This is a genomic window from Variovorax sp. FW305-3-2-15-B-LB1, assembly GCF_058787635.1.
In genome coordinates this window covers 45,411-69,763 of record NZ_JBYSZY010000019.1, presented here as the reverse complement: position 1 = coordinate 69,763, position 24,353 = coordinate 45,411, and the positions used below count along the sequence as shown (strand labels likewise).

General features: G+C 68.7%; 18 protein-coding genes. 12 read left to right on the top strand and 6 right to left on the bottom strand.

From position 1 onward, the window contains the following. Window positions 1-113 precede the first annotated feature (113 nt). Window positions 114-845 carry an RNA methyltransferase gene (locus AC3WQR_RS14410; protein ID WP_159276044.1) on the top strand — a complete coding sequence of 244 codons (732 nt, stop codon included), beginning with the start codon at window positions 114-116 and terminating at the stop codon, window positions 843-845. After that, the gene (cysE, locus tag AC3WQR_RS14405; RefSeq protein ID WP_492742458.1) at window positions 817-1,704 is read left to right on the top strand and encodes a serine O-acetyltransferase; all 888 of its coding nucleotides are present in this window, start codon (window positions 817-819) and stop codon (window positions 1,702-1,704) included. The genes AC3WQR_RS14410 and cysE overlap by 29 nt, the downstream gene beginning before the upstream one ends. Window positions 1,705-1,711: 7 nt before the next feature. Here cysE and cadR read toward each other — a convergent pair whose 3' ends face one another. Further along, complete coding sequence (gene cadR, locus AC3WQR_RS14400) at window positions 1,712-2,182, bottom strand: Cd(II)/Pb(II)-responsive transcriptional regulator (protein WP_492742457.1); 471 nt, start codon at window positions 2,180-2,182, stop codon at window positions 1,712-1,714. A gap of 70 nt (window positions 2,183-2,252) precedes the next feature. On the opposite strand from cadR, the gene AC3WQR_RS14395 reads away from it, so the two are divergent. Both AC3WQR_RS14395 and AC3WQR_RS14390 read left to right on the top strand, forming a co-directional pair. Then, window positions 2,253-4,577 (top strand): heavy metal translocating P-type ATPase, encoded by a 2,325-nt coding sequence (locus AC3WQR_RS14395; protein ID WP_492742456.1) that lies wholly within the window; start codon window positions 2,253-2,255, stop codon window positions 4,575-4,577. A 97-nt stretch (window positions 4,578-4,674) separates the two neighbouring features. Then, window positions 4,675-5,928 carry a cation:proton antiporter gene (locus tag AC3WQR_RS14390; protein ID WP_492742455.1) on the top strand — a complete coding sequence of 418 codons (1,254 nt, stop codon included), beginning with the start codon at window positions 4,675-4,677 and terminating at the stop codon, window positions 5,926-5,928. Between the two features lie 6 nt (window positions 5,929-5,934). Here AC3WQR_RS14390 and AC3WQR_RS14385 read toward each other — a convergent pair whose 3' ends face one another. Beyond that, entirely contained in the window at window positions 5,935-7,263 is a 1,329-nt protein-coding gene (locus tag AC3WQR_RS14385; protein WP_492742454.1) for a heavy metal sensor histidine kinase, read from the bottom strand. Continuing rightward, window positions 7,260-7,937 (bottom strand): heavy metal response regulator transcription factor, encoded by a 678-nt coding sequence (locus tag AC3WQR_RS14380; RefSeq protein ID WP_062481258.1) that lies wholly within the window; start codon window positions 7,935-7,937, stop codon window positions 7,260-7,262. Before AC3WQR_RS14380 ends, AC3WQR_RS14385 begins: the two co-directional genes overlap by 4 nt. 162 nt (window positions 7,938-8,099) lie before the next feature. Between AC3WQR_RS14380 and AC3WQR_RS14375 the strand changes: the two genes are divergently transcribed. From AC3WQR_RS14375 to AC3WQR_RS14355, 5 genes are all read left to right on the top strand, one after another. Further along, window positions 8,100-8,474 (top strand): hypothetical protein, encoded by a 375-nt coding sequence (locus tag AC3WQR_RS14375; protein ID WP_492742453.1) that lies wholly within the window; start codon window positions 8,100-8,102, stop codon window positions 8,472-8,474. A 104-nt stretch (window positions 8,475-8,578) separates the two neighbouring features. Beyond that, entirely contained in the window at window positions 8,579-9,934 is a 1,356-nt protein-coding gene (locus AC3WQR_RS14370; RefSeq protein WP_492742452.1) for a TolC family protein, read from the top strand. 26 nt (window positions 9,935-9,960) lie between these two features. Further along, window positions 9,961-11,343: an efflux RND transporter periplasmic adaptor subunit gene (locus AC3WQR_RS14365; protein WP_492742451.1), complete on the top strand. Its 1,383-nt coding sequence runs from the start codon at window positions 9,961-9,963 to the stop codon at window positions 11,341-11,343. Window positions 11,344-11,353: 10 nt separating this feature from the next. Then, window positions 11,354-14,563 carry a CusA/CzcA family heavy metal efflux RND transporter gene (locus tag AC3WQR_RS14360; RefSeq protein ID WP_492742450.1) on the top strand — a complete coding sequence of 1,070 codons (3,210 nt, stop codon included), beginning with the start codon at window positions 11,354-11,356 and terminating at the stop codon, window positions 14,561-14,563. Further along, the gene (locus tag AC3WQR_RS14355) at window positions 14,553-15,479 is read left to right on the top strand and encodes a cation diffusion facilitator family transporter (protein WP_447745888.1); all 927 of its coding nucleotides are present in this window, start codon (window positions 14,553-14,555) and stop codon (window positions 15,477-15,479) included. The genes AC3WQR_RS14360 and AC3WQR_RS14355 overlap by 11 nt, the downstream gene beginning before the upstream one ends. Window positions 15,480-15,580: 101 nt before the next feature. On the opposite strand, the gene AC3WQR_RS14350 is transcribed toward AC3WQR_RS14355, so the two are convergent. From AC3WQR_RS14350 to yjgA, 3 genes are all read right to left on the bottom strand, one after another. Then, complete coding sequence (locus AC3WQR_RS14350) at window positions 15,581-18,811, bottom strand: Ig-like domain-containing protein (protein ID WP_492742449.1); 3,231 nt, start codon at window positions 18,809-18,811, stop codon at window positions 15,581-15,583. 365 nt (window positions 18,812-19,176) lie between these two features. After that, a complete protein-coding gene (gene mog / locus AC3WQR_RS14345; RefSeq protein ID WP_447745883.1) occupies window positions 19,177-19,770 on the bottom strand; it encodes a molybdopterin adenylyltransferase in 594 nt (197 codons plus the stop codon). Further along, window positions 19,767-20,426, bottom strand: a complete 660-nt coding sequence (yjgA, locus tag AC3WQR_RS14340; RefSeq protein WP_062476481.1) for a ribosome biogenesis factor YjgA — start codon at window positions 20,424-20,426, stop codon at window positions 19,767-19,769. Before yjgA ends, mog begins: the two co-directional genes overlap by 4 nt. Window positions 20,427-20,524: 98 nt before the next feature. Between yjgA and pmbA the strand changes: the two genes are divergently transcribed. From pmbA to AC3WQR_RS14325, 3 genes are all read left to right on the top strand, one after another. Beyond that, on the top strand, window positions 20,525-21,895 hold the full coding sequence (gene pmbA, locus AC3WQR_RS14335) for a metalloprotease PmbA (RefSeq protein WP_062476484.1): 1,371 nt from the start codon (window positions 20,525-20,527) through the stop codon (window positions 21,893-21,895). A 66-nt stretch (window positions 21,896-21,961) separates the two neighbouring features. Continuing rightward, entirely contained in the window at window positions 21,962-22,906 is a 945-nt protein-coding gene (locus AC3WQR_RS14330) for a helix-turn-helix domain-containing protein (RefSeq protein ID WP_062476487.1), read from the top strand. A gap of 174 nt (window positions 22,907-23,080) precedes the next feature. Then, the gene (locus AC3WQR_RS14325) at window positions 23,081-24,352 is read left to right on the top strand and encodes an ABC transporter substrate-binding protein (protein WP_095949109.1); all 1,272 of its coding nucleotides are present in this window, start codon (window positions 23,081-23,083) and stop codon (window positions 24,350-24,352) included. The last annotated feature ends 1 nt before the right edge of the window (window position 24,353 follow it).

Genomic DNA, 24,353 nt, shown 5'->3' with positions numbered 1-24,353 from the left:
GGGTGGGAGAGGTCCCCAAGAATGCAATCTGGGCGACCCTGCGGTCCGGCGATGCGGGCGGCGAGAATCGGGCATTTTACCGGCTCAGCCCGTTTGTGTCTTCCCCACCCGTCATGCGCACCCGTTTCATCCTCATCCAGACCAGCCACGCCGGCAATGTGGGCGCCGCCGCCCGCGCCATGAAGACCATGGGCTTCGACGACCTGGTGCTGGTTGCGCCGCGCTGGGCCAACGTGCTGCGGCGCGAGGAAACCATCCAGCGCGCCAGCGGCGCCCTGGACGTGCTGAACAATGCCCGCATCGTCGAAACACTGGACGAAGCCCTCGACGGCGTGACCCACCTGTGCGCCACGGCCATGATCCCGCGCGACTTCGGCCCGCCCACGCGCACGCCGCGCGAGCACCTGGAGCCGCTGGCCACGCAGGGCGACCAGCACGTGGCCTTCCTGTTCGGCTCCGAGCGCTTCGGCATGCGCAACGAGGACGTCTACCGCTGCAACGTGGCCCTGAGCATCCCGACCGACCCGAAGTTCGGCTCGCTGAACCTGGGCGCGGCCATCCAGGTGGTGGCCTACGAATGGCGCCTGGCGCTGGGCGGCTACGGCGTGCGCGAGGCCATCGCGCCGGTGCAGGCAGCCGACGCGCAGGCAGTGGCCGGCATGCTCGACCACTGGGAGCGCTCGCTGGTGGACATCGGTTTTCTCGACCCGGCGGCGCCCAAGAAGCTCATGCCGCGGCTGCAGCAGCTGTTCAACCGCGCGCAGCCCACGCCGGAAGAAATCCACATCCTGCGCGGCATCGCCAAGGCCATGAGCGATGCCACGCGCGGCCCGCGCGGTAGCTGAGCCGTCACAAAACCCCATCGCGCGTAAGCGAAGACGCCCGGCTTTAGACTGCCCGGCCCCTATCGATATAACGACAACAAAGGCAGCGATGTTCTCTCGACTGCGCGCCGACATCCGGTGCATCCTCGAACGCGACCCGGCCGCCCGCAGCGCCTGGGAAGTGGTCACGGTCTACCCCGGCTTCCATGCCGTGGTGCTGCACCGCTGGGCGCACGCCTGTTGGACCCACGGTTTCAAGTGGCCGGCCCGCTTCATCGCGCACTGCGCGCGCGCGTTCACGGGCATCGAGATCCACCCGGCCGCCAAGATCGGCGAGCGCGTGTTCTTCGACCACGCCATGGGCGTGGTGGTCGGCGAAACCGCCGAGATCGGCGACGGCTGCACCATCTACCAGGGCGTGACGCTGGGCGGCACCTCGCTCTACAAGGGCACCAAGCGTCACCCGACGCTGGGCAAGAACGTGGTGGTGAGCGCGGGCGCCAAGGTGCTGGGTGGCTTCGTCGTGGGCGACGGCGCCAAGATCGGCTCCAACGCGGTGGTCATCAAGCCGGTGCCCGCGGGGGCGACCGCGGTGGGCATTCCGGCACGCATCATCCCGTCGAAAGAGGGCGAGAGCGCCGACGTGGCCGCGCCGCAGAAGTTCTCGGCCTACGGCATCACGCAGGACGACGACCCGCTGAGCCAGGCCATGCGCGGCCTGATCGACAACGCCTCGAGCCAGGAGCACCAGATCGCGCTCCTGTGGCAGGCCATCGAGAAGCTGTCGGCGCAGCCGGGCACCAAGGACTGCGTGCCGGGCGACGCGGCGCGCGGCGAGTCGTTCGAGGCCGACAAGCTGACGCAGCTGATCGGCAAGTAAGAGCCGATCAGCCGGCCCGCTTGCCCGGCGCGTGCAGCGTGCCGTGCACGTGCCCCGCATGCTGGCCGAAGGTCTCGGGCGCGAGCGCGGCGGTGTCCAGCTCCTGCAGGATGCCGCAGGCGCTGGCCGATTCGGGGCCGCCGCACTGCAGGCGCAGCGCCTTCAGCTGCTTTTCGAGCGTCTTCAGCTCGGCGATGCGCGAGGCCACGTGGCCGATGTGGTCGTCCAGCAGCTGGTTCACCTCGCCGCAGTCCTCCTGCGGCGCATCGCGGAATTTCAGCAGGCTGCGGATCTCGTCGAGCGTCATGTCCAGCGAGCGGCAGCGGCGGATAAAGCCCAGGCGCTGGGTGTGCTCGTCGTCGTAGATGCGGTAGTTGCCGTCGGTGCGCGCGGGCGCGGGCAGCAGCTGTTCGCGCTCGTAGTACCGGATGGTTTCGACCGGCGTGTTCGTGGCCTTGGCCAATTCACCGATTTTCATGATGCGGCATCTCAAGGAAGTGGCAATCAACGGTTGACTCTACACCTGCTTCAGGGTTTCCAATGAATGCATGACGAATCAGAACACCCTGAATCAGCCGGTGCCGCGCGCTGCGCCGCATGACCACGCTCACGACCACGGGCACAGCCACGGACACGACCACGCGCACGACCATGCACACGATCACGCCCCCGCCGCGCCGGCAACGGCCTGCTGCGGCAGCGCGGTGTGCGGCAGCACCCCGGCGTCGACCGAGCCCGCTGACCTGCCGAAGGGCGCCGTGCTGTTTCGCATTCCCACCATGGACTGCGCGGTGGAAGAGTCCGAGATCCGCCGCGCCCTCGAGCCCGTTGCGGGCGTGAAGGCCCTGCGCTTTCGCCTGAGCGAACGCACGCTGGCCCTCACCACCGAAGACGGTGCGCTGCCCGCCGCGCTCGACGCCATCCGCCAGGCCGGCTTCAAGCCCGAGCCGGTGGCCACCACGGGCGCACAGAAGGCCGAGCCCGCGCGCTTCGCCGGCATGTCGACCGGCCTGGCACGCCTCGTGGCCGCGCTGGTGCTGGCCATCGCGGCCGAGACCGTGTCCTTCCTCGCGCTCGACGGCGTGGGCTTCATGGCCGCCGAGATGGGGCTCGCGCTCGCGGCCATCGCGCTGGCCGGCCTGGACACCTACAAGAAGGGCTTCGCCGCGCTGGTGCGCGGGCGCCTCAACATCAATGCGCTGATGGCCGTCGCTGTCACCGGCGCTTTCATCATCGGCCAGTGGCCCGAGGCCGCGATGGTGATGGCGCTGTACGCCATCGCCGAGCTCATCGAGGCCCGTGCCGTCGACCGCGCGCGCAACGCCATCCAGAGCCTGCTCGCGCTCGCGCCCGAACAGGCCGAGGTGCGGCAGCCCGACGGCAGCTGGCAGACCGTGCGCGCCGACGCGGTGGCGCTCGACGCCGTCGCGCGCATCCGCCCCGGCGAGCGCGTGCCGCTGGACGGCGTGGTGCTCGAGGGCACCAGCGCCATCGACCAGGCGCCGGTCACGGGCGAGAGCATCCCGGTCGACAAGGCCGCGGGCGACGCGGTGTTTGCCGGCACCATCAACCAGACCGGCGCGCTGGTGTTCCGCGTGACGGCCGTCGCGGCCAACACCACGCTCGCGCGCATCATCCACGCGGTCGAAGAGGCGCAGGGTTCGCGCGCGCCCACGCAGCGCTTCGTCGACAAGTTCGCCGCCATCTACACGCCCACCGTCTTCGTGCTGGCGCTGGCCATCGCGGTGCTCACGCCGTGGCTGCTGGGCTGGACCTGGGTGCAGGCCGTCTACAAGGCGCTGGTGCTGCTGGTCATCGCCTGCCCGTGCGCGCTGGTCATCTCCACGCCGGTGACGGTCGTGAGCGCGCTGGCCTCGGCCGCGCGGCGCGGCATTCTCATCAAGGGCGGCACCTACCTCGAAGAGGCGCGCAAGCTCAAGGCCGTGGCGCTCGACAAGACCGGCACCATCACCGAAGGCAAGCCCAAGCTGGTCGAGTCGGTGCTGATCGACAAGGCCGGTGGCGATGAAGGCGCGGTGTACGCGCTGGCCGCCAACATCGCCGGCCGTTCCGATCACCCGGTGTCGAAGGCCATCGCCCAGGGCCTGGGCGGCGCAGTCGACGAGGTCGGCGACTTCACCGCGCTGCCCGGACGCGGCGTGCAGGCCACGCACGCCGGCCAGACCTACGTGCTGGGCAACCACCGGCTGATCGAGGAGCGCGGCCTGTGCTCCCCGGCACTGGAAGCCGAGCTGAAGCGGCACGAAGAAGCCGGCCGCACGGTGACGCTGCTCGCATCGGACACCTCGGTGCTGGCGCTGTTCGCGGTGGCCGACACCATCAAGCCTTCGTCGCAAGCCGCCGTGGCCGAGCTGCGCGCGCTGGGCGTGACGCCCGTCATGCTCACCGGCGACAACACCGCCACCGCGAAGACCATCGGCGCGCACGCCGGCATCGACGACGTGCGCGGCAACCTGTTGCCTGAAGAAAAGCTCGATGCCATCCAGGCGATGCAGCAACGCTACGGCGCCGTCGCGATGACCGGCGACGGCATCAACGACGCCCCGGCACTGGCCAGGGCCGACATCGGCTTCGCCATGGGCGGCGCCGGCACCGACACCGCGATGGAGGCGGCCGACGTGGTCATCATGAACGACGACCTGCGCCGCATCCCCGAGACCATCCGCCTGTCGCGCCGCTCGCATGCCGTGCTGTGGCAGAACATCACCCTCGCACTCGGCATCAAGGGCGTGTTCTTCGTGCTCGCGGTGTTCGGCAGCGCGACCATGTGGATGGCGGTGTTCGCCGACATGGGCGCGAGCCTGCTGGTGGTGGCGAACGGGTTGCGGTTGATGCGCATGCCCAAGGAGTGATTTCGGGCGGGGCTTGAGGTCCCCGGGGGGCGCGCGCGGCACCGGCGGCGATGGCACTAACATCGGCCGCTGTTCCCGCTTTCACCGCGACCCCGCCATGTCCGTCACCACCCTCCTGCTGCAACTCGTCGTCATCCTCACCACCGCGCGCCTGTGCGGCTGGGTGCTGCGCCATGTGGGGCAGCCGAGCGTGGTGGGGGAGATGGCGGCGGGGCTGATGCTCGGGCCGGCGGTCATGGGCCTGCTGTTTCCGTCGCTGCACGCGCAGCTGTTCGCCAAGGAGTCGCTGCAGGGGCTGTCGTCGCTGGCCACGGTGGGGCTGGTGCTGTTCATGTTCGTGGTGGGCCTGGAGCTGCGGGCCACGCGCAACATGCGCGCGCAGCTGCAGGCGGCCGGCGCGGTGGGCGTGCTCAGCGTGCTGGTGCCGCTGGTGCTGGGCCTGGCGATCTCGCCGGCGCTGCACCCCACGCTCGCGCCGGCCGGCGTGGGCTTCTGGCCCTTCGCGCTGTTCATGGCGGCGGCGCTGTCGATCACGGCCTTCCCGGTGATGGCGCGCATCCTCAAGGACCGCGGCATGACGCGCACGCCCTTCGGCCAGCTCTCGCTGAGCGCGGCGGCGGTGGTCGACGTGTTCGCGTGGATCCTGCTGGCCTTCGTGGTCGCGCTGGTGGGCACCAGCGACGGCTATGCGGGCCTGATCAAGATCACGGTCGGCGTGGTGGTGATGCTCACGGTGCTGTTCCTCGGGCTGAAGCCGGCCTTTGCGTGGCTGCTGCGCGTGAAGGCGCCCGACGGCGAGCCGTCGACCACGCTGATGGCCGCGCTGATGATCGGCCTGCTGGTCACGGCGCTGCTGACCGAGTGGCTGCACCTGCACGCGGTGTTCGGCGCCTTCCTGTTCGGCGCCTGCCTGCCGCGCGACGACCGCCTGCTGCGCTCGCTGAGCGAGCGCATCGAGCCGATTTCCATCGTGGTGCTGATGCCGCTGTTCTTCGCGCTCGCGGGGCTGGGCACCACGGCCAACGCGTTCTCGGGCGCCAGCCTGGGCGCGATGCTGCTGATCGTGGGCGTGGCCACCGTGGGCAAGATCGCCGGCGGTGCAGCCGGCGCGCGCATCGCCGGCTACAGCTGGCGCGACAGCCTGGCCACCGGCTCGCTCATGAACGCGCGCGGGCTGATGGAGCTCATCGTCATCAAGATCGGCCTGGACGTCGGCCTGATCGGCCCCGAACTCTTCACGATGCTGCTGGTGATGGCGCTGGCCACCACCGCGATGACCGGGCCGCTGATGACGCTGTGCGTCGGCCGCAAGCCGAAGCCCGCCGAGGCGGCGGCGCACGCCGAGCCCTGAACCCCTTCAGCCGCCGCGGCGCACGCTGAACCCGATGCGCGTCTCGCCGCCCTGGCTCGACGCGAACACCTGTCCGCCGTGCATGCGCGCGATCGCCTCGACGATCGACAGGCCCAGCCCGTGGTGGCGCGTGGAGCCGTCGCGCGCCTGGGCTGCGCGGAAGAAGCGCTCGAACAGGCGTGGTAGCGCCTCGGGGTCGATCGGCGCGCCGCGGTTGATCACGGCGATGGTGCTGTGTTCGCTCCCATCACCTGCCGCAATCTCGATGCGCACGGTCGAGGCCGGTTCGGCAAAGCGGATCGCGTTGCCCAGCAGGTTGAAGAGGGCGCGCCGGATCAGCCCCGCGTCCACCTCGGCCACGGCCTCGCCGTGCACCTCGGCACGCAGGCCGGCCTCGTCGAGCATGGCGTCGTAGAAGTCGATCACGTCGCGCGCCTGCTCCGCCAGGCTCACCGGGGCCATCGAGCGCGCCGAGGTGCCGCGGTCGGCCTTGGAGAGAAACAGCATGTCGGTCACGATGCCCGACAGCCGCCCCATCTCCTCGAGGTTGGAGGCCAGCACCGCCTGCAGCTCCTCGTTGCTGCGCGGGCGCGTGAGCGCCACCTCGGTGGAGCCCAGCAGGTTGGCCAGCGGCGTGCGCAGCTCGTGCGCCACGTCGGCGTTGAATGACTCCAGCTGCACGTAGGCGCGCTGCACCCGCGCCAGCAGCGCGTTGAACTGCGTGATCCAGGGCCGCAGCTCCTGCGCGAAGGCGCCGGGGTCGATCGACTGGTGGACGTGGTCGGGCGTGATGGCCGCGGTGCGCTCGGCCAGCGCCTTCAGCGGCCGCAGCCCGCGCCGCACCAGCCACATGCCGGTGAGCGACACCAGCGCCGTGCCCAGCACCACCGCGCCCAGCAGCGTCCAGGCCAGGCGTTCGAGCAGCCGGGAGTCCTGCGCGATGTTCACGCCGACCTGCACCGACAGGTCGGTGTGGAAGTCGCCGTTCTGCCAGGGCACGACGATGGCGCGCCGCAGCCAGCGGCCCTGCGGCGGCGGCGTGGACTGGAACAGCGGCTTGCCGGCGTTGGCGATCGACAAGGTCACGTCGTCCTGCATCGAGAAGAAGTCGTCGAGCTTGTGGCGCAGAAAGACAAGGTCTCCGCCTTTCTCGGCCTCCTTGAGCAGGTGCTCGACGAGCACCGTCTTCTGGTCGAGCGCATCGCGCTGCTTGGCGCCGAAGCTCCAGGCGGTCACGAGGTAGATGGCCAGGCAGATGATGCTCAGGCCGGACAGCGTCTGCGCGGCGAACCAGAACGAGAGCCGGCTCTGGATCGAATGCGGCTTCGGGCTCATGCCCAGGAGCGGTCTTCCAGGACGTAGCCCATGCCGCGCACCGTGTGCAGCAGCTTCACGTCGAAGGGGTCGTCGATCTTGCTGCGCAGGCGGCGAATGGCCACCTCGACCACGTTGGTGTCGCTGTCGAAGTTCATGTCCCACACCTGCTCGGCGAGCGTGGAGCGCGACAGAATCTGGCCGCGCCGGCGCAGCAGCACCACGAGCAGCGTGAACTCCTTGGCCGTGAGGTCCAGCCGCGTGCGGTTGCGCATGCACTTGCGGCTCACCAGGTCCAGCTCCAGGTCGGCCAGGCGCAGCACCGTGGGCTCCTGCGTCTTGCCGCGTCGCAGCAGCGCCTGCACGCGCGCCAGCAGCTCCGAAAAGGAGAAGGGCTTCACCAGGTAGTCGTCGGCGCCTTGCTGCAGGCCCTGCACGCGGTCTTCGACCTTGTCGCGCGCGGTGAGCACCAGCACGGGCACGTTCTTCGTGCGGCGGATGGCCTGCAGCACGGCAAAGCCGTCGATGCCCGGCAGCATCACGTCCAGCAGCACGAGCGCGTAGTCGCCCTCGGTGGCGAGGTAGCGGCCTTCGATGCCATCGCGGGCGATGTCAACCACGTAGCCGTTCTCTTCCAGCCCCTTTTTCAGGTAATCGCCCAGTTTGGGTTCGTCTTCGATGACAAGAATTCGCATGGTACGGATCGTACCCAAGGCCTTTCGAGACGCTGGTTACGATTTAGTAATCCTATTGAAGGACAAAGCGCCGACACGCTGTCGTACAGTGGGCCGGGCCCTCGGTTCGCAGGGCTTTTCTTGGTCGGCGCGCCACGCCCCGTCGATATACTTTTGTCAACAATGCGCCGCTGGCTCCTGATTTTCCTGCTGTTTCTCTTGCCTTTCCAGTACAGCTGGGCGGTGTCGGCCGCCTATTGCCTGCACGAAGGCGACAAGAGCAGCGGCCACTGGGGCCACCACGAGGACGAGCCGCGCGGCACCGACCGCACCCACGCGGGCGACGGCGCCAAGAAAGACAGCACCCGCCAGCCCAACGCGGCGGTCGGCCATTGCATCGTTGCCCATTTCGGGCAGGCCCAGCATGCGGACACCGCCGCCGCGCTGCCGGCCGAATCGCCCATCGCCTCGCAGGCGCTGCGCGCCACTGCCACCGAACGCTTCGCCTCGCACATCGCCGAAGTGCCGGTGCGCCCCGACTGGTTGCTCTCCGCCTGATTCGGCGAGAGCACAGCCCCTTTTCTTTTTTCTGATCTCACTCATCAGCTGAGCGCTCCTCGCCGAATTCGTCCGTCCGTTGTTTCGCAACCCAGGAGAATTCGATGCGCACGCTTTTCGTGCCGCTGGCCGTGTTGGCCTTGGCGGTACCCCCGGCCTTTTCACAGCAGACCCCGCAGGCGGCCGGTCCTTCGTCGTCCCTGTCGGCACCTGCCCGCACGCTGGAGCCCGAAGGCCCGCTGACCCTGCGCGCCGCCGTGGCGCTGGCGCTGCAGGCCAACCCGGGCCTGTCGGCCGCGCGCCATGAGCAGGCCGCCGCCGATGGCGCCGTGGTGCAGGCCGGCGCCTGGCCCAACCCCACGCTCGACACGCAGCTGGAAGACCTGCGCCGCAACAACCGCACGACCACACTGCAGCTGAGCCAGCCCCTGGAGCTGGGCGGCAAGCGCGCCGCGCGCGTCACGGCGGCCGAGCGTGCGCGCGACCAGGCGGCGTCGGCGCTGTCGGCGCGGCGCGCCGAACTGCGCGCCGCGGCCGTCACGGCCTTCTTCGACGTGCTGACCGCGCAGGAGCGCCTGCGGCTGGCGCAAGACTCGGTGGGGCTCGCGCAGATCGCCACCCGCGCCGCGGCCAACCGCGTGGCGGCCGGCAAGGTGTCGCCGCTCGAAGAAACCAAGGCGCGCGTGGCCGAGGCCGGCATCCGCGTCGAACTGCTGCAGGCCGAAGGCACGCTGCGCGCGTCGCGCCAGCTGCTGGCCGCGCTGTGGGGCAACCCGGCGCCGCGCTTCACGCAGGTGGACGGCGCGGTCGACCAGCTGCCCGCCCAGGCCGCCGCGCCCGAGGTGGCGCGCCGCCTGCCCGATGCGCCCGTGCTGCGCCAGGCCCGGCTCGAGGTCGAGCGCCGCCGCGCGCTCAGCGACCTGGAGCAGGCCAAGCGCATTCCCGACGTGACCGTGTCGCTCGGCGTCAAGCGCGTGCCCGCGTCGGAAGGCGAGGGCGGCGAGGCCGTGAGCAGCAGCCGGCGCAACCAGGTGGTGGTGGGCCTGTCGGTGCCGCTGCCGATCTTCGACATCAACCGCGGCAACATCGCCGAGGCATTGAGCCGCGAAGACAAGGCACGCGACGAACTCGCCGCCGCCGAGCTGCAACTGGGCGCCGACGTGGCCCAGGCCAGTGAGCGCCTGCGCTCCGCGCGCGCCACCGCCGAGACGCTGCAGCGCGACGCACTGCCCGGCGCCGAGACCGCCTACCGCGCCGCCACCAAGGGCTTCGAGCTGGGCAAGTTCAGCTTTCTCGAGGCGCTCGACGCGCAGCGCACGCTGTTCCAGGTGCGCAACCAGTACCTCGTCGCGCTGGCCGAGGCGCACCGCGCGGCCGGCGAGCTCGACCGCCTGCTGGGCACGGAGGGCGACGACATCGCCTCGAACGCGACGCCGAACGTGACGCCGAACGCGCGCTGAAGAAGAACACCGAACCGATTCCGACCATGACCACACCACACAACCGCACATCGTCCGCCGGCCGCAAGCAGTGGATTGCCATTGCCGCCGTTCTGCTCGCCGGCCTCATTGCCGGCGCGCTCATCCTGCGCACCGCGCCGTCCAAGCCCGAGGCGGGCGGGCACTCGGAGTCCGCCGGCCATGCCGACGGCGAGCACCACGAGGAAGACAAGAGCCACGCCAAGGGCAAGGAAGACGACCACGGCCATTCGCATGACGAAGGCCATGGCGACAAGGAACACCACGCGGAAGAAGGCAAGGACGCAGGCAAGGAGCCCGCCAAGGAAACGCCCGCATCGGCAGAGCCGCAGAAGGCCGCCGCCAACGCCCACAAGGAAGACGAGGAAAAGATCCCCTTCACCGACGAACAGGTCAAGGCCGCCGGCATCGCCATCGACAGCGTCGGCCCGGCGCGCATCAAGACGTCGCTGCAGCTGCCCGGCGAGATCAAGTTCAACGAAGACCGCACGGCCCACGTGGTGCCGCGCGTGGCGGGTGTGGTCGACAGCGTGTCGGCCAACCTGGGCCAGGAAGTCAAGCGCGGCCAGGTGCTGGCCGTGATCTCCAGCCCCGCGCTCTCGGAGCAGCGCAGCGAGCTGCAGACCGCGCAGCGCCGGCTGGCGCTGGCACGCACCACGCACGACCGCGAGAAGAAACTGTGGGAAGAAAAGATCTCGCCGCAGCAGGACTACCTGCAGGCCGAGCAGGCCATGCAGGAGGCGCAGATCGCCGTGGCCAACGCCAACCAGAAGCTGCTGGCGCTGGGCGCCACGCCCGGCTCGTCGGCGCTGGGCCGTTACGAGCTGCGCGCACCCTTCGACGGCATGGTCGTCGAAAAGCACATCTCGCTGGGCGAATCGGTGGGCGAGGCGGTCAACGTGTTCACCATTTCCGATCTGTCGACCGTGTGGGCCGAGATCAGCGTGCCCGCCAGCAGCCTGAACCTGGTGCGCGTCGGCGAGGCTGTGACCATCCGCGCCGGTTCCTTCGAGCAGGCCGCGCGCGGCACCGTGTCGTACGTGGGCTCGCTGCTGGGGGCGCAGACGCGCACCGCCACCGCGCGCGTCACGCTCACCAACCCGCAGCGCACCTGGCGCCCGGGCCTGTTCGTGAACGTGGAGCTGGTGGCGTCGGAGGCCGATGCACCCGTCACCGTGTCGGCCGAAGCCGTGCAGACGGTGGACGACCAGCCCACCGTGTTCCTGCGCGTGCCCGGCGGCTTTGTGCCGCAGCACGTGAAGACCGGCCGCAGCGACGGCCAGCGCATCGAGATCGTGGGCGGCCTGAAGCCCGGCGCGGCCTATGCGGCCAGCGGCAGCTTCGTCGTGAAGTCGCAGCAGGGCAAGAGCTCGGCCACGCACACCCACTGAGGACGACCGCATGTTCGAACGCATCATCCGCTTCTCCATCGAGCAGCGCTGGCTGATCCTGCTGGCCGTGCTCGGCATGGCGGCGCTCGGCGTCTTCAGCTACCAGAAGCTGCCCATCGACGCCGTGCCCGACATCACCAACGTGCAGGTGCAGATCAACACCTCCGCGCCCGGCTACTCGCCGCTCGAAGCCGAGCAGCGCGTGACCTACCCCATCGAGACCGTCATGGCCGGCCTGCCGGGCCTGCAGCAGACGCGCTCGCTGTCGCGCTACGGCCTGTCGCAGGTCACGGTGATCTTCAAGGACGGCACCGACATCTACTTTGCGCGCCAGCTCGTGAACGAGCGCATCCAGTCGGCGCGCGAGAGCATGCCGCCCGGCGTGTCGCCGGTGATCGGGCCCATCTCCACCGGCCTGGGCGAGATCTACCTGTGGACCGTCGAGACCGAAGAGGGCGCGAAGAAGGCCGACGGCAAGCCCTACACGCCCACTGACCTGCGAGAGATCCAGGACTGGATCATCAAGCCTCAGCTGCGCAACGTACCGGGCGTGACCGAGATCAACTCCATCGGCGGCTACGCCAAGGAGTTCCAGATCGCACCCGACCCCGCGAAGCTCCTGGCGCACGGCCTCACGATGACCGACCTGGTCACCGCGCTGGAGCGCAACAACGCCAACGTGGGCGCGGGCTACATCGAGAAGCGCGGCGAGCAGTACCTCATTCGCGCGCCGGGGCAGGTGAAGTCGGTGGAAGACATTGGCAACGTGATCCTGGGCAACGCCGGCGGCATTCCGCTGCGCGTGTCCGACGTGGCCGAGGTCGGCATCGGCCAGGAGCTGCGCACCGGCGCCGCCACCGACAACGGCCGCGAGGTGGTGCTGGGCACGGTGTTCATGCTCATCGGCGAGAACAGCCGCACCGTCTCGCAGGCGGTCGACAAGAAGATGCAGGAGATCAACCGCACGCTGCCCGCGGGCGTGAAGGCCGTGACGGTGTACGACCGCACCGTGCTGGTCGACAAGGCCATCGCCACCGTGAAGAAGAACCTCTTCGAGGGCGCGGTGCTGGTGGTGGCGATCCTGTTCCTGTTTTTGGGCAACATCCGCGCGGCCATCATCACCGCCACGGTGATTCCGCTGTCGATGCTCTTCACCTTCACCGGCATGGTGAACCAGAAGGTCAGCGCCAACCTCATGAGTCTGGGCGCGCTCGACTTCGGCATCATCATCGACGGCGCCGTGGTGATCGTGGAGAACTGCGTGCGGCGCCTGGCGCACGCGCAGGAGAAACACGGCAGGGCACTCACGCGCAGCGAGCGTTTTCATGAGGTGTTCGCGGCCTCGCAGGAGGCGCGCCGGCCGCTGCTGTTCGGCCAGCTCATCATCATGATCGTGTACCTGCCGATCTTTGCGCTCACCGGTGTCGAGGGCAAGCTGTTCCACCCGATGGCCTTCACCGTGGTGATTGCGCTCTTGGGCGCAATGATCCTGTCGATCACCTTCATTCCGGCCGCCGTGGCGCTGTTCATCGGCAACAAGGTCGGCGAGAAGGAAAACCGCCTCATGCTGTGGGCCAAGCGCGGCTACGCGCCGCTGCTGTCGCGCGCGATGAATGCCAAGCCGTTGGTCATCACCACGGCGGTGGTGGCGGTGGTGCTGTCGGGCCTGCTGGCCACGCGCCTGGGCACCGAGTTCGTGCCCAGCCTGAGCGAGGGTGACTTCGCCATCCAGGCGCTGCGCATCCCGGGCACCAGCCTCACGCAGTCGGTCGAGATGCAAAAGCAGCTCGAACGCACGCTGAAAGACAAGTTCCCCGAGATCGAGCGCGTGTTCGCGCGCACCGGCACGGCCGAGATCGCGTCCGACCCGATGCCGCCGAACATCTCCGACGGCTACATCATGCTCAAGCCCGAGAGCGAATGGCCCAAGCCGAAGCGCACGCGGCCCGAGCTGCTGGCCGCCGTGCAGGAAGAGGTCGAGAAGCTGCCAGGCAACAACTACGAGTTCTCGCAACCGATCCAGCTGCGCTTCAACGAGCTGATCTCGGGCGTGCGCAGCGACGTGGCCGTGAAGATCTTCGGCGACGACATGGACGTGCTCAACCAGACCGCCGCGCAGGTGTCGAACGCGCTGGGCAAGGTGCCCGGTGCCGCCGAGGTGAAGGTGGAGCAGACCACCGGCCTGCCCATGCTCACCGTGAACATCGACCGCCAGAAGACCGCGCGCTACGGCCTCAATGTGGGCGACGTGCAGGACGCCATCTCGACCGCCGTGGGCGGGCGCGAGGCCGGCACGCTGTTCGACGGCGACCGCCGCTTCGACATCCTCGTGCGCCTGCCCGAGACCCTGCGCACCGACCTGGAGGCCATCCGCCGCCTGCCGATCGCGCTGCCCAAGGGGGCGGGCGGCGAAGGCCTGCGCACCAGCTTCATCCCCCTGGGCGAAGTGGCCACGCTCGACCTCGCGCCCGGCCCCAACCAGGTCAGCCGCGAGGACGGCAAGCGCCGCATCGTGGTGAGCGCCAACGTGCGCGGGCGCGACCTCGGCTCCTTCGTGGCCGAGGCCGAGGAGGCCATGCGCGCCGTGCGCATTCCGCCGGGCTACTGGACCGTGTGGGGCGGCCAGTACGAGAACCTGGCCTCGGCCACGCAGCGCCTGCAGGTGGTGGTGCCCGTGTCGCTGCTGCTGGTGTTCACGCTGCTGTTCGCCATGTTCGGCAACCTGAAGGACGGGCTGCTGGTGTTCACCGGCATTCCGTTCGCGCTCACGGGCGGCATCGTCGCGCTGTGGCTGCGCGGCATTCCGCTGTCGATCTCGGCGGCGGTGGGCTTCATTGCGCTGTCGGGCGTGGCCGTGCTCAACGGGCTGGTGATGATCTCGTTCATCCGCAACCTGCGCGAAGGCGGCCTGCCGCTGGACGAAGCGATTCGCGAAGGCGCGCTCACGCGGCTGCGCCCGGTGCTCATGACCGCGCTGGTCGCCTCGCTGGGCTTCGTGCCCATGGCCATCGCGACCGGCACCGGCGCCGAAGTGCAGCGACCGCTGGCCACCGTGGTCATCGGCGGTATCCTGTCGTCGACCGCGCTGACGCTGCTGGTGTTGCCGCTGCTGTACCGCATCGCGCACCGGCGCGATGAAGACGAGGTGCAGGAAGCCAACGCAGAGCAGCAACACGGCGCACCTCTCGACCACGCACTGCAAGGTTCCCATGGCCCATGAGCATTCACACGCCACAGCCGTTGCTGGTGGCAACGAGAAGGCGCTGCGCTGGGCGCTGGCGCTGACCTCGACCTACCTCGTCGCCGAGGTGATCGGCGGGCTGGTGTCGGGCAGCCTGGCGCTGCTGTCCGACGCGGCCCACATGGCCACCGACACCGTGGCGCTGGCCATCTCGCTGGCCGCCATCTGGCTGGGCAAGCGGCCGGCGGACAAGCGCCGCACCTTCGGCTACTACCGCTTCGAGATCCTGGCGGCCGTGGTCAATGCGGTGCTGCTGTTCTTCGTGGCGATCTACGTGCTCTACGAGGCGTACCGGCGCATCTCGCAGCCGGCCGAGATTCAGTCGACCATGATGCTGCTCGTGGCCATCGGCGGGCTGGTCGTCAACCTCATCGGCATGCGCCTGCTGGCCAGCGGCAAGGACGAGAGCCTCAACGTGAAGGGCGCCTACCTGGAGGTGTGGGCCGACATGCTCGGCTCGGTCGGCGTGATCGTGGGCGCGCTCATCATCCGTTTCACGGGCTGGGCCTGGGTCGACTCGGTGATCGCCGTCGCCATCGGCCTGTGGGTGCTGCCGCGCACCTGGCGCCTCTTGCGCGAGAGCCTCAACGTGCTGCTCGAAGGCGTGCCCGACGAGATCGACCTGCCCGAGGTCGAGCGCGCGCTGCAGGCCCAGCCGGGCGTGGCCGGCCTGCACGACCTGCATGTGTGGGCGCTGTCCAGCGGCAAGGTGAGCCTGAGCGTGCACGTGGTGTGCACGCCCGACGTGGTCGACCTGGCACCGCTGATGCTGCAGCTGCGCGGCTTGCTGGCCGAGAAGTTCGACATCCACCACTCGACCGTGCAGGTGGAGCGGGTGCCGTGCGAGCAGGCGGGGGAGACTCATGGGTTCGGGCCTGCGGTGACGGCGGGCTGACGCGAGGGCGGGGCACAACAACAAAAAACGCGACAGTCGCACGGGGCAACTGTCGCGTTGAGGGCGGTGCCGATGCGGCGCCGCGTGGCCTGCCTGCAGGCTTAGAGGATGGTCACGTGGACCTTGTCCTCGACCAGCAGCTCGGCGGTGCCGGCGAGGTTGGTGTAGACGCTGTAGGTCACGCCGCCGACGGTGGCTGCATTGCCCAGGGTCCAGCCGTCGTCGCCGCCGAGCAGGTTCACATCACCGTTGGCGCCGTTGACCAACATCTGCACCTTGCCGTCGGCCGAGACCATGTCGCGTGCGCCACCGGCCAGCAGGTCTTGCGCGCTCAGCGCCAGCGTGTTGCCGCCTGCGCCCAGGTCGAACTTCTCGAAGCCCTGCACCTTGGCCCCGAGGGCCGACAGGTCGATGTGCATCGCCTTGCCGTCCATGACGAGGGTGTCGATGCCCAGGCCGCCGTCGAGGCGCGCGAAGTCGCCGCTGTTGATGCGGATCGTGTCGTCGCCTGCGCCGCCATGCACCACATCGCTCGTGCCGACATTGATGAAGGTGTCGTTGCCGGCGCCGCCTTCGAGGCGGTCGGCGAAGCCGAGCTTGGCGATGATCTTGTCGTTGCTGTTGGTGAATGGCGAGCTCGCGTTGACCAGCGCCTCGGCGCCGTTGCCCGTTGCAGCAGTAGCTTCCGGGTCTTGTGCCGCCGGGCTGGAAGCAGGGACGGTGAGCGTTGACCACTCAATGTTGTCAATCCCCACGACCCCTCCAGCGTCTATCTTCATATAGGCCACTGTTTTGCCGGGAGGTGCGGCGAACGAATAGTCGTTCCCGCCGGGGGAGTCGGGACGGACGGAGACCCACGACAGCAAGGTATCTTGATCATCGAAATAGTAGACCCTATGGTCTGCGGGGGTTCGCTGCTGGGTATGGAGGCGATATTGAAGAACATCAACTCCTCCGGGGCCAAAATCGATTCGTGTTTGCGATAGGTAGCCAAGAGCCAGGAAAAATTTTCCATCCGCGGACCCGTCAGCGTAGGCCCCTGCAGGGTAAATGGCGGGGCGACCATCCCATTTTGCGTACTCACACTTGATTTTGAGACCGTGAGTGGTTGTGATTACCTGTGACCAGAGTTGTTCATACGCCATGGACTCGAAGTCTTCCATGTGGGTCAAAGCATTCCCGATCCCCAGGTTGTACGGCCCCGAACCCGGGCTCGCATTTCCGGCCTGATCGGACTGCGTCGCGACGAAGCTGTAGTTGCCCAGCGTCAGGTCGCTGCTGGGTGTCAGCGACCACTTGCCGTCGCTACCCACCGTGGCGGTTCCGATCACGGCGTTGCCGTTCTTGACCGTAATCACGCAACCGGCCATGCCCGTGCCACTGAAGGTCGGGCGTCTGTCGTCCGTGCTGCCTCCGCTGGGTACGTTGCCTTGGCTGATTCCCACGTCGTCGTAGGCCCCCGTGATCGTCGGCGCCGTGGCCGGCGGCGTCGTGTCCACAGTCAGCTCGAACACCGCGGTGCGGGCGCCTTCGTTGCCGCCCACCGGCGTCACGGTAGCGCTCAGACTGTGCAGCCCTTCGCTCAACGGCGTGTCCGGCGTGAAGCTCCAGTGGCCCTTGGCGTCGGCCACGGCCGAGCCCAGCAGGGTGCTGCCGTCGTACACCTTCACGGTGCCATGGGCGGTGGCCTTGCCGTTCAGCGTGGGGGTGGTGTCGTCGGTGAAGCCGCCCTTGTCGATGGCGCCGGTGATCGCGCCCACGTCGTCCATCACGCGGTCGATGCTGATCTGCAGCGTGACCGTCACGCCCTGCTGCACCAGCAGGTCGGCCTTGAAGCCCGAGTGCTGATACACCTCGTAGACCACGCCATCGATGGTCACGTTGGCGCCCTGGGCCCAGTCGCCCGGGTCGGTGCCGTTGGGCAGCAGGTCGAGCAGTGACACTGCGTCGCCGGCGTTGCCCTTGTTCTGCTTGCCGTTGAGCAGGTGAATCCGGTCGCCCGGCGACACCGCGGCCTTGTCGAAGCTCACGGTCACTTGCCCGTTGCCCAGCACGACCGCAGTGGGTGCGTGGGGCGTGGCGGTGTCCAGGGCCACCGCCTGCGAGTTCACCGGTCCCACGTTGCCGGCCAGGTCCACCACGCGCGTCTGCACGGTCCAGTCGCCCGCATGGCTTTGGTCGTCCTGGGCACTCCATTGGGTGCCGCTCACGAAGGCGGTCTTCCAGGTCTGGCCGCCGTCGGTGGACACCTGCAAGGTCTCGCCGGCCGCGAGCGATGCGCCCAGGCGGCCCGTCATGAGGCGCCCCGCGCTGCCGTCGTTGGTGGCGTGGTCGTCGGCGTTCATGCCGCTGTCCTTGCCGATGCCCGAGACGGAGGGGGTCTGCGTGGGCGCCAGGGTGTCGACCTCGAAGTGCCAGCCGTTGCTCGCGTCGCCGGTCTGGCCCACCGGGCCGGTGGCCGTGGCGGTGATGTGGTGCGCACCCTCGCTCAGGTTGTCTTTGGGCGTGAACGCCCAGGTGCCGTCGGCGCCGGTCTGGGTGCTGCCCAGGAAGGTGGTGCCGTCGTGGAACGACACGGTATGGCCGGGCTGGGCCGTGCCGTGCAGGGTCGGCCGGGCGTCGTTGGTGACCTCGCCGGGGGCCAGCATGTGGGGCACGCCCACGTCGTCGTAGACGTGCTCGATCACCGGGGGCGCCGGCTTGCTGGTGTCGATGGTCACCTGGTAGCGCCCCGTCGGCGCCGTCTCGTTGCCCGCTGCGTCTTTCTCCACGAGCGTGAAGGTGTTCAGGCCCGCGGCCAGTGGCGAGATGACCTGCAGCGACCACTGGCCGTCGTCGCCGACGACGGCTTCACCCAGCGCATGGGTGCCGGTGCTGTCCCTGACCATCACCGTGACGGTGTGGCCGGGCTGGCCGGTGCTTGTGCCGGTGAGCAGCGGGCGGGTGTCGTCGGTGGTCTTGCCGGCGGCCACGTTGCCGGTGATGCCGCCTGCGGTGTCGAGGACGCCGGTGATGGCCAGTTTGCTCGCGTTGGGTGGCGTGACGTCGATCTCGAAATTGAACGGGCCCGAAGGTTCGCTCTCGTCGCCGGCGGGGTCGCGCGCCACGATGGTGATGACGTGGTGGCCTTCATTCATGTCGGTCGACGGCGTGAAGGCCCATTGGCCGTCGTCGTCCACGACGGTCTGGCCGATCTCAACGCCGTTGTTCCTGATGAGGATGGTGTCGCCCGGCGTGCCCTGGCCCTGGAACTCGGGTTGACGATCGTCCGTGACGCCGCCGGAGGCGAGGGTGCCCATGATGTCGCCTGCGTCGTCGATGACGCTGTCCATGGTGGGCGGCTGTGGTGCGAAGACCTGTGCGCGTGCTATCTGATCGATGCTCGGGCTGTTGTCGATGAAGACGTTTGCCTTTTTGGATGCCATGCAGTTCCTATGCTCTGAAAAGGGAAAGAAAGATCGGATCGGGCAGCGAATTCACGCTGTTCGATCCGGCGGCCCGGGCGTCAGGAACTCTAGGAAGAACAGGGGGGCGGAACCATCGGACGGGTCCGATAAAAGCCGGGGCGGGCGACGGCGGCGCACGGCAGGCCGCGGCGTGCCTGTCCCCGATGCGGACGCGAGCGCGCCCTTCGCGCGTCGGCGAAGCAGAAAGTCATCGGTGAAAGCCGCCGCGCGAGAACCGGCGGCGGGGAGGCTCAGCGCGCGGCGCGGATCGCCGACTTGGGCCGGAAGGCCTTGCAGACCGTGTCGTCGGTCTCGAGGTACGGCCCGCCGATCAGGTCGATGCAGTAGGGCACGGCGGCGAAGATGCCGGGCACGAGCTGCGTGCCGTCGGCGTCCTTCAGCCCTTCGAGCGTCTCGGCGATCGACTTGGGCTGGCCCGGCAGGTTGATGACGAGACTCTGGTCGCGGATGACAGCCACCTGCCGCGAGAGGATGGCGGTCGGCACGAAGCGCAGGCTGATCTGGCGCATCTGTTCGCCGAAGCCGGGCATTTCCTTGTGGGCCACGGCCAGCGTGGCCTCGGGCGTCACGTCGCGCAGCGCGGGGCCGGTGCCGCCGGTGGTGAGCACGAGCGAGCAGCCGGCATCGACCAGCTCGATGAGCGTGGCGCTGATGCGCGCAGTCTCGTCGGGGATCAGGCGGGCTTCGAATTCGAGGGGGTTCTTCAGCGCGCGGCCCAGCCATTCCTTGAGCGCGGGCAGGCCCTTGTCTTCGTAGGTGCCGCTGGAGGCGCGGTCGCTGATGGAGACGATGCCGATGCGGACCGAATCGAAGCCTTCGCTCATGCGTCTTCTTCCCGGTCTTGCGCCGCAGCCGCTTCGGCGTGGTCGTCGCCGCCGTGCACCGCGAGTTGCGCGCGCACGAGCTGGAAAATCTCGCGGTAGGCCTTGCCCTGGCGCGGTGCTTCGCCGGCGGGGCCGGACTTCAGGTCCTTGCGGGCCTGGCGCACGAGGGCGCGCAGCTGCTGGGAGTCGGTGGCGGGGTGGGTTTCGATCCAGCCGCCGAGGGCGTCGTCGTCGGCGATGAGGCGTTCGCGCCAGCGTTCGGCCTCATGCAGCGCGGCGGCTTCGGCGGCCGGCACGGTGTTCTGCTCGGTCAGCGCCTGCTTCACGGCCTCGAGCACCTCGGGGTCAAGGGCGCGCATGAGCTTGCCGATGAACTGCATCTGGCGGCGCTTGCCCTCGAAATTGGTGATGCGTTTCGCCTCGGCGATGGCATCGACCAGTTTCTCGCTCAGCGGGAGGGCGTCGAACAGGCCGGCGCGCAGGGTGAGCAATTCTTCGCCCAGTTTCTGCAGTTCGGCGCTCTCGCGCTTGAGTTCGGTGCGACTGGCTTCGTCGGTGCCGCCCTTGAGCTCGCGCTTGAGCTCCAGGTCGAGTTCGCTGCCTTCGGCAACGAAGTGGCCACGGACGAAATAGCCTTTTTTGGGTTTGCGGGACATGGGGTGGATTCTGGGCCGCGCCGTGCGGCGCTGCAACGCGCACAGGGGGCGCGGAAGGGAAAACGTGAAACAGGGGGCGCAAGTATCATAGCCACCACATGACGACATCCTCCTCGCGCGCCGATTCCGGCTTCGCCTACAGCCGCTCCTTCTTCGAAAACCTGGTCGATTCGGCCCTGGCCCACGCCAAAAAGCTCGGGGCCACCGACGCCGGCGCCGAGGCCTCCGAGGGCTGCGGCCTGAGCGTCTCGGTGCGCAAGGGCGAGCTCGAGAACGTCGAGCGCAACCGCGACAAGTCGTTGGGCATCACGGTCTACGTGGGCCACCGCCGCGGCAACGCCAGCACCTCCGACTTTTCCGAGGCGGCCATCGCCCGCACGGTGCAGGCGGCCTACGACATCGCCCGCTTCACGGCCGAAGACCCGGTGAGCGGCCTGCCCGACGAGGAAGACATCGCCAAGGTGCAGCCCGAGCTCGACCTGTTCCACCCCTGGGACGTGACGAGCGAGCAGGCCGCCAAGCTGGCGCTGGAGTGCGAGGCGGCGGCGCTGTCGACCGACAAGCGCATCACCAACAGCGAAGGCGCCGGCGTCTCGGCGCAGCAGAGCCACTTCTTCAGCGCCCACACGCACGGCTTTCGCGGCGGCTACGCCAGCTCGCGGCACTCGATTTCGGTGGCGCCCATCGCCGGCAAGGGCGACGACATGCAGCGCGACGCCTGGTACAGCTCGATGCGCTCGGCCGACGAACTGGCCAGCCCGCAGGCCGTGGGCCGCTACGCCGCCGAACGGGCGCTCAGCCGCCTGAAGTCGCGCAAGATCAAGACCACCGAATGCCCGGTGCTGTTCGAGTCGCCGCTGGCCGTGGGCCTGCTGGGCGGGCTGGTGCAGGCCGTGAGCGGCGGGGCGCTGTACCGCAAGAGCACCTTCCTGCTCGATTCGCTGGGCAAGCCGGTGCTGCCCAAGCACGTCGACGTGGCCGAAGACCCGCACGTGCTGCGCGGCAAGGGCAGCTCGCCCTTCGACGACGAAGGCGTGATCACCCGCGCCCGCAAGGTGGTCGATGCCGGCCGCCTCGAAGGCTACTTTCTCTCGACCTACTCGGCGCGCAAACTGGGCATGAAGACCACCGGCAACGCCGGCGGCTCGCACAACCTGACGCTGAGCTCGCGCCTCACGAAGCACGGCGACGACCTCGACGCCATGCTCGCCAAGCTCGGCACCGGCCTGTTCGTGATCGAGCTGATGGGGCAGGGCGTCAACTACGTGACCGGCGACTATTCGCGCGGCGCCAGCGGTTTCTGGGTGGAAAACGGCCGCATCGCCTATCCGGTGCAGGAAATCACGATTGCCGGCAATTTGCGTCAGATGCTGATGGGAATTGAAGCGATTGGCGCAGATGCTTACACTTTCGGCGCAAAAACCACGGGGTCGATCCTGGTCAACCGCATGAAGGTGGCGGGCGCCTGACAGGCGCTGCCGCTCGCAACGGCGCTGGCTCGACGACCCCTCCATTCAAGGACAGGGGGACAGGACATGAGCAAACACAGCGCCGTACGCAAGCCGGCCCTCGAACACGAACTGCTGCGTGACCCGCGCCTGGGCTTCGAGCCGGCGGGCAGCAGTTCGGTGCGCTGCCTGCAGCACGGCGTGCCCTGGCCCTTCGACTGCTGGCACTACCACGACGAGTACGAGCTGCAGTGCATCAACCGCACCAGCGGCGACGCCTTCGTCGGCAACCACATCGGCCGCTTCGAGCCCGGCTATGTCGCCCTGGTGGGCGCGCGGCTGCCGCACACCTGGATCTCGCACGACGTGCCGCCCGAGGGCGTGGCCGACCGCAGCATGGTGATCCACTTCCGCGACGCGCCCCTGCGCCAGGGCGTCGACCTGTTCCCCGAGCTGGAGACGGTGCTGCCGATGCTCGACCGTGCCAAGCTGGGCATCGAGTTCTTCGGCATCGGCGACCTCGTGCGCGAGCGCTTCGTGCGCGTGCAGAAGCAAAAGGGCATGGCCCGGCTGTCGGAGTTCATCGGCCTGTTGCACGAACTCGCCAGCTGGAGCGACTGGCGCCAGATCTCGAGCAACGCCGACCCGAGCGACGAGGACCCCACGGCCAACACCCGCATGCGCCGCGTGCTCGACTACCTGCACGCCCACCTGGCCGAAGAGCTCTCGCTGCCCACCGTGTGCGGCGTCGCCAACATGGCCGAGAGCAGCTTCTCGCGCTATTTCCACAAGCACATGGGCAGCACCTTCACCGATTTCGTCACGCGGCTGCGCATCACCAAGGCCTGCGAGATGCTGCAGGTGTCCGACCGGCTGGTGAGCGACATCTGCTACGAGGTCGGTTTCTCGAACCTCGCGAACTTCAACCGTCGCTTCCTGCAGCTCAAGGGCATGACGCCCTCGGCCTACCGGCAGCAGGCGCAGGAGCGTTTCGGCCTGCGCAGCGCGCAGCACACGCCACTCGCTGCCTGATGGCCGACTGATACGTACTTGCCTCTTGGGCTAAACCCCGAGACGGCTTGGCAGCAAAGTATCAGGTGCCCGGTGGGCATGTAGGAGGCCCTTCGGATCGGCCTCCTAACCTTCGTCTCGTTGCATTTGCCGGCATTTCGCCGGCAATTTGCACGAACAACGAAGGAGACAAGCATGCCGATTCCGCATTCCCACCGTCTGGCCGGCCTCGCGCTGGTGCTGGCCGCGCTGGCGCCCGCCGCGCTGGCGCAGGTCTGCAAGGAGGACGTGCGCGTCCTGTCGCAACCGCGCGAAGGCCTGACGTTGCTCGAGAAATCCAAGGACGAGTTCAAGCGCCTGAGCGGTGCCTCGTTCAGCATCGACAACCTCAACGAGAACGACCGCCGCGCCAAGTCGCGCGCCGATGCGTCCACGGTCGGCAAGTACCACGTGTACTACGTCGACGAGGCCAACGTGGCGCAGTTCGTCCAGTCCAAGTGGATCGTGCCGCTCACGCCGTACTACCCGGCCAGCTACGACTACGCCGACTTCGACGCCGGCCGCCAGAAGGTCGCGACCTTCGCCGGCCAGGCCTGGTTTGCGCCGCTGACCGGCGGCGGCGACCTCATGGTCTACCGCAAGGACCTGCTCGAGAAGGCGGGCATCAAGCCGCCGGCCACGCTCGACGAGTTCGTGGCGGCCGTGAAGAAGCTCAACGACCCGGCCAACGGCGTCTACGGCGTGGCGCTGCGCGGCCAGCGCGGCTCGGGCGCCAACGTGTGGCGCTGGATGCCGTTCTTCCGCGGCTACGGCGGCCAGTGGTTCGACGGCGACAAGCCGGTCTTCAACTCGCCCGCCGCCGTGAAGGCGACCCAGACCTACCTGGACCTCTTCAAGTACTCCGCGCCCGGCACCAAGACGGGCGGATGGGACGAATCCACCGGCGCCTTCCTGGCCGGCAAGGTCGCGATCCTGGTCGAGTCGACACCGCTGGCGGGCAACGCGCTCGACCCGAAGATGTCGACCGTGGTCGGCAAGATCGCCTACGCCGTGCCGCCCGCGCCGCTCACCGGCGGCGGCTACGGCCACGGCCTGGCCATCGGCGCGCGCGCCAACAAGACCGAAGAGGCCAAGAAGTGCGCGGGCCTGTTCATCGCCTGGGCCACGTCCAAGGAGAACGAGCAGCGCCGCCTGGCGCAAGGCCAGTTCGGCGAACTCAACCGCACCAGCGTGCTCGGCAGCCCCGAGTTCGCCAAGCGCTATGGCGCCGACCTGGGCAAGGCGCTGGCCGACACCGGCAAGGTCACGGCCGTGAACTTCTGGCAAGACCCGGCCTGGCCTGACCTGGGCGACCGCTGGGGGATCATTCTGGAAGAGTTGATCACCGGCTCGCGCACCGACATCCAGGGCGGGCTCGACGAACTCGACGCCTATGCCAAGCAGCTGATCGCGCGTCGCAAGAAGTGAG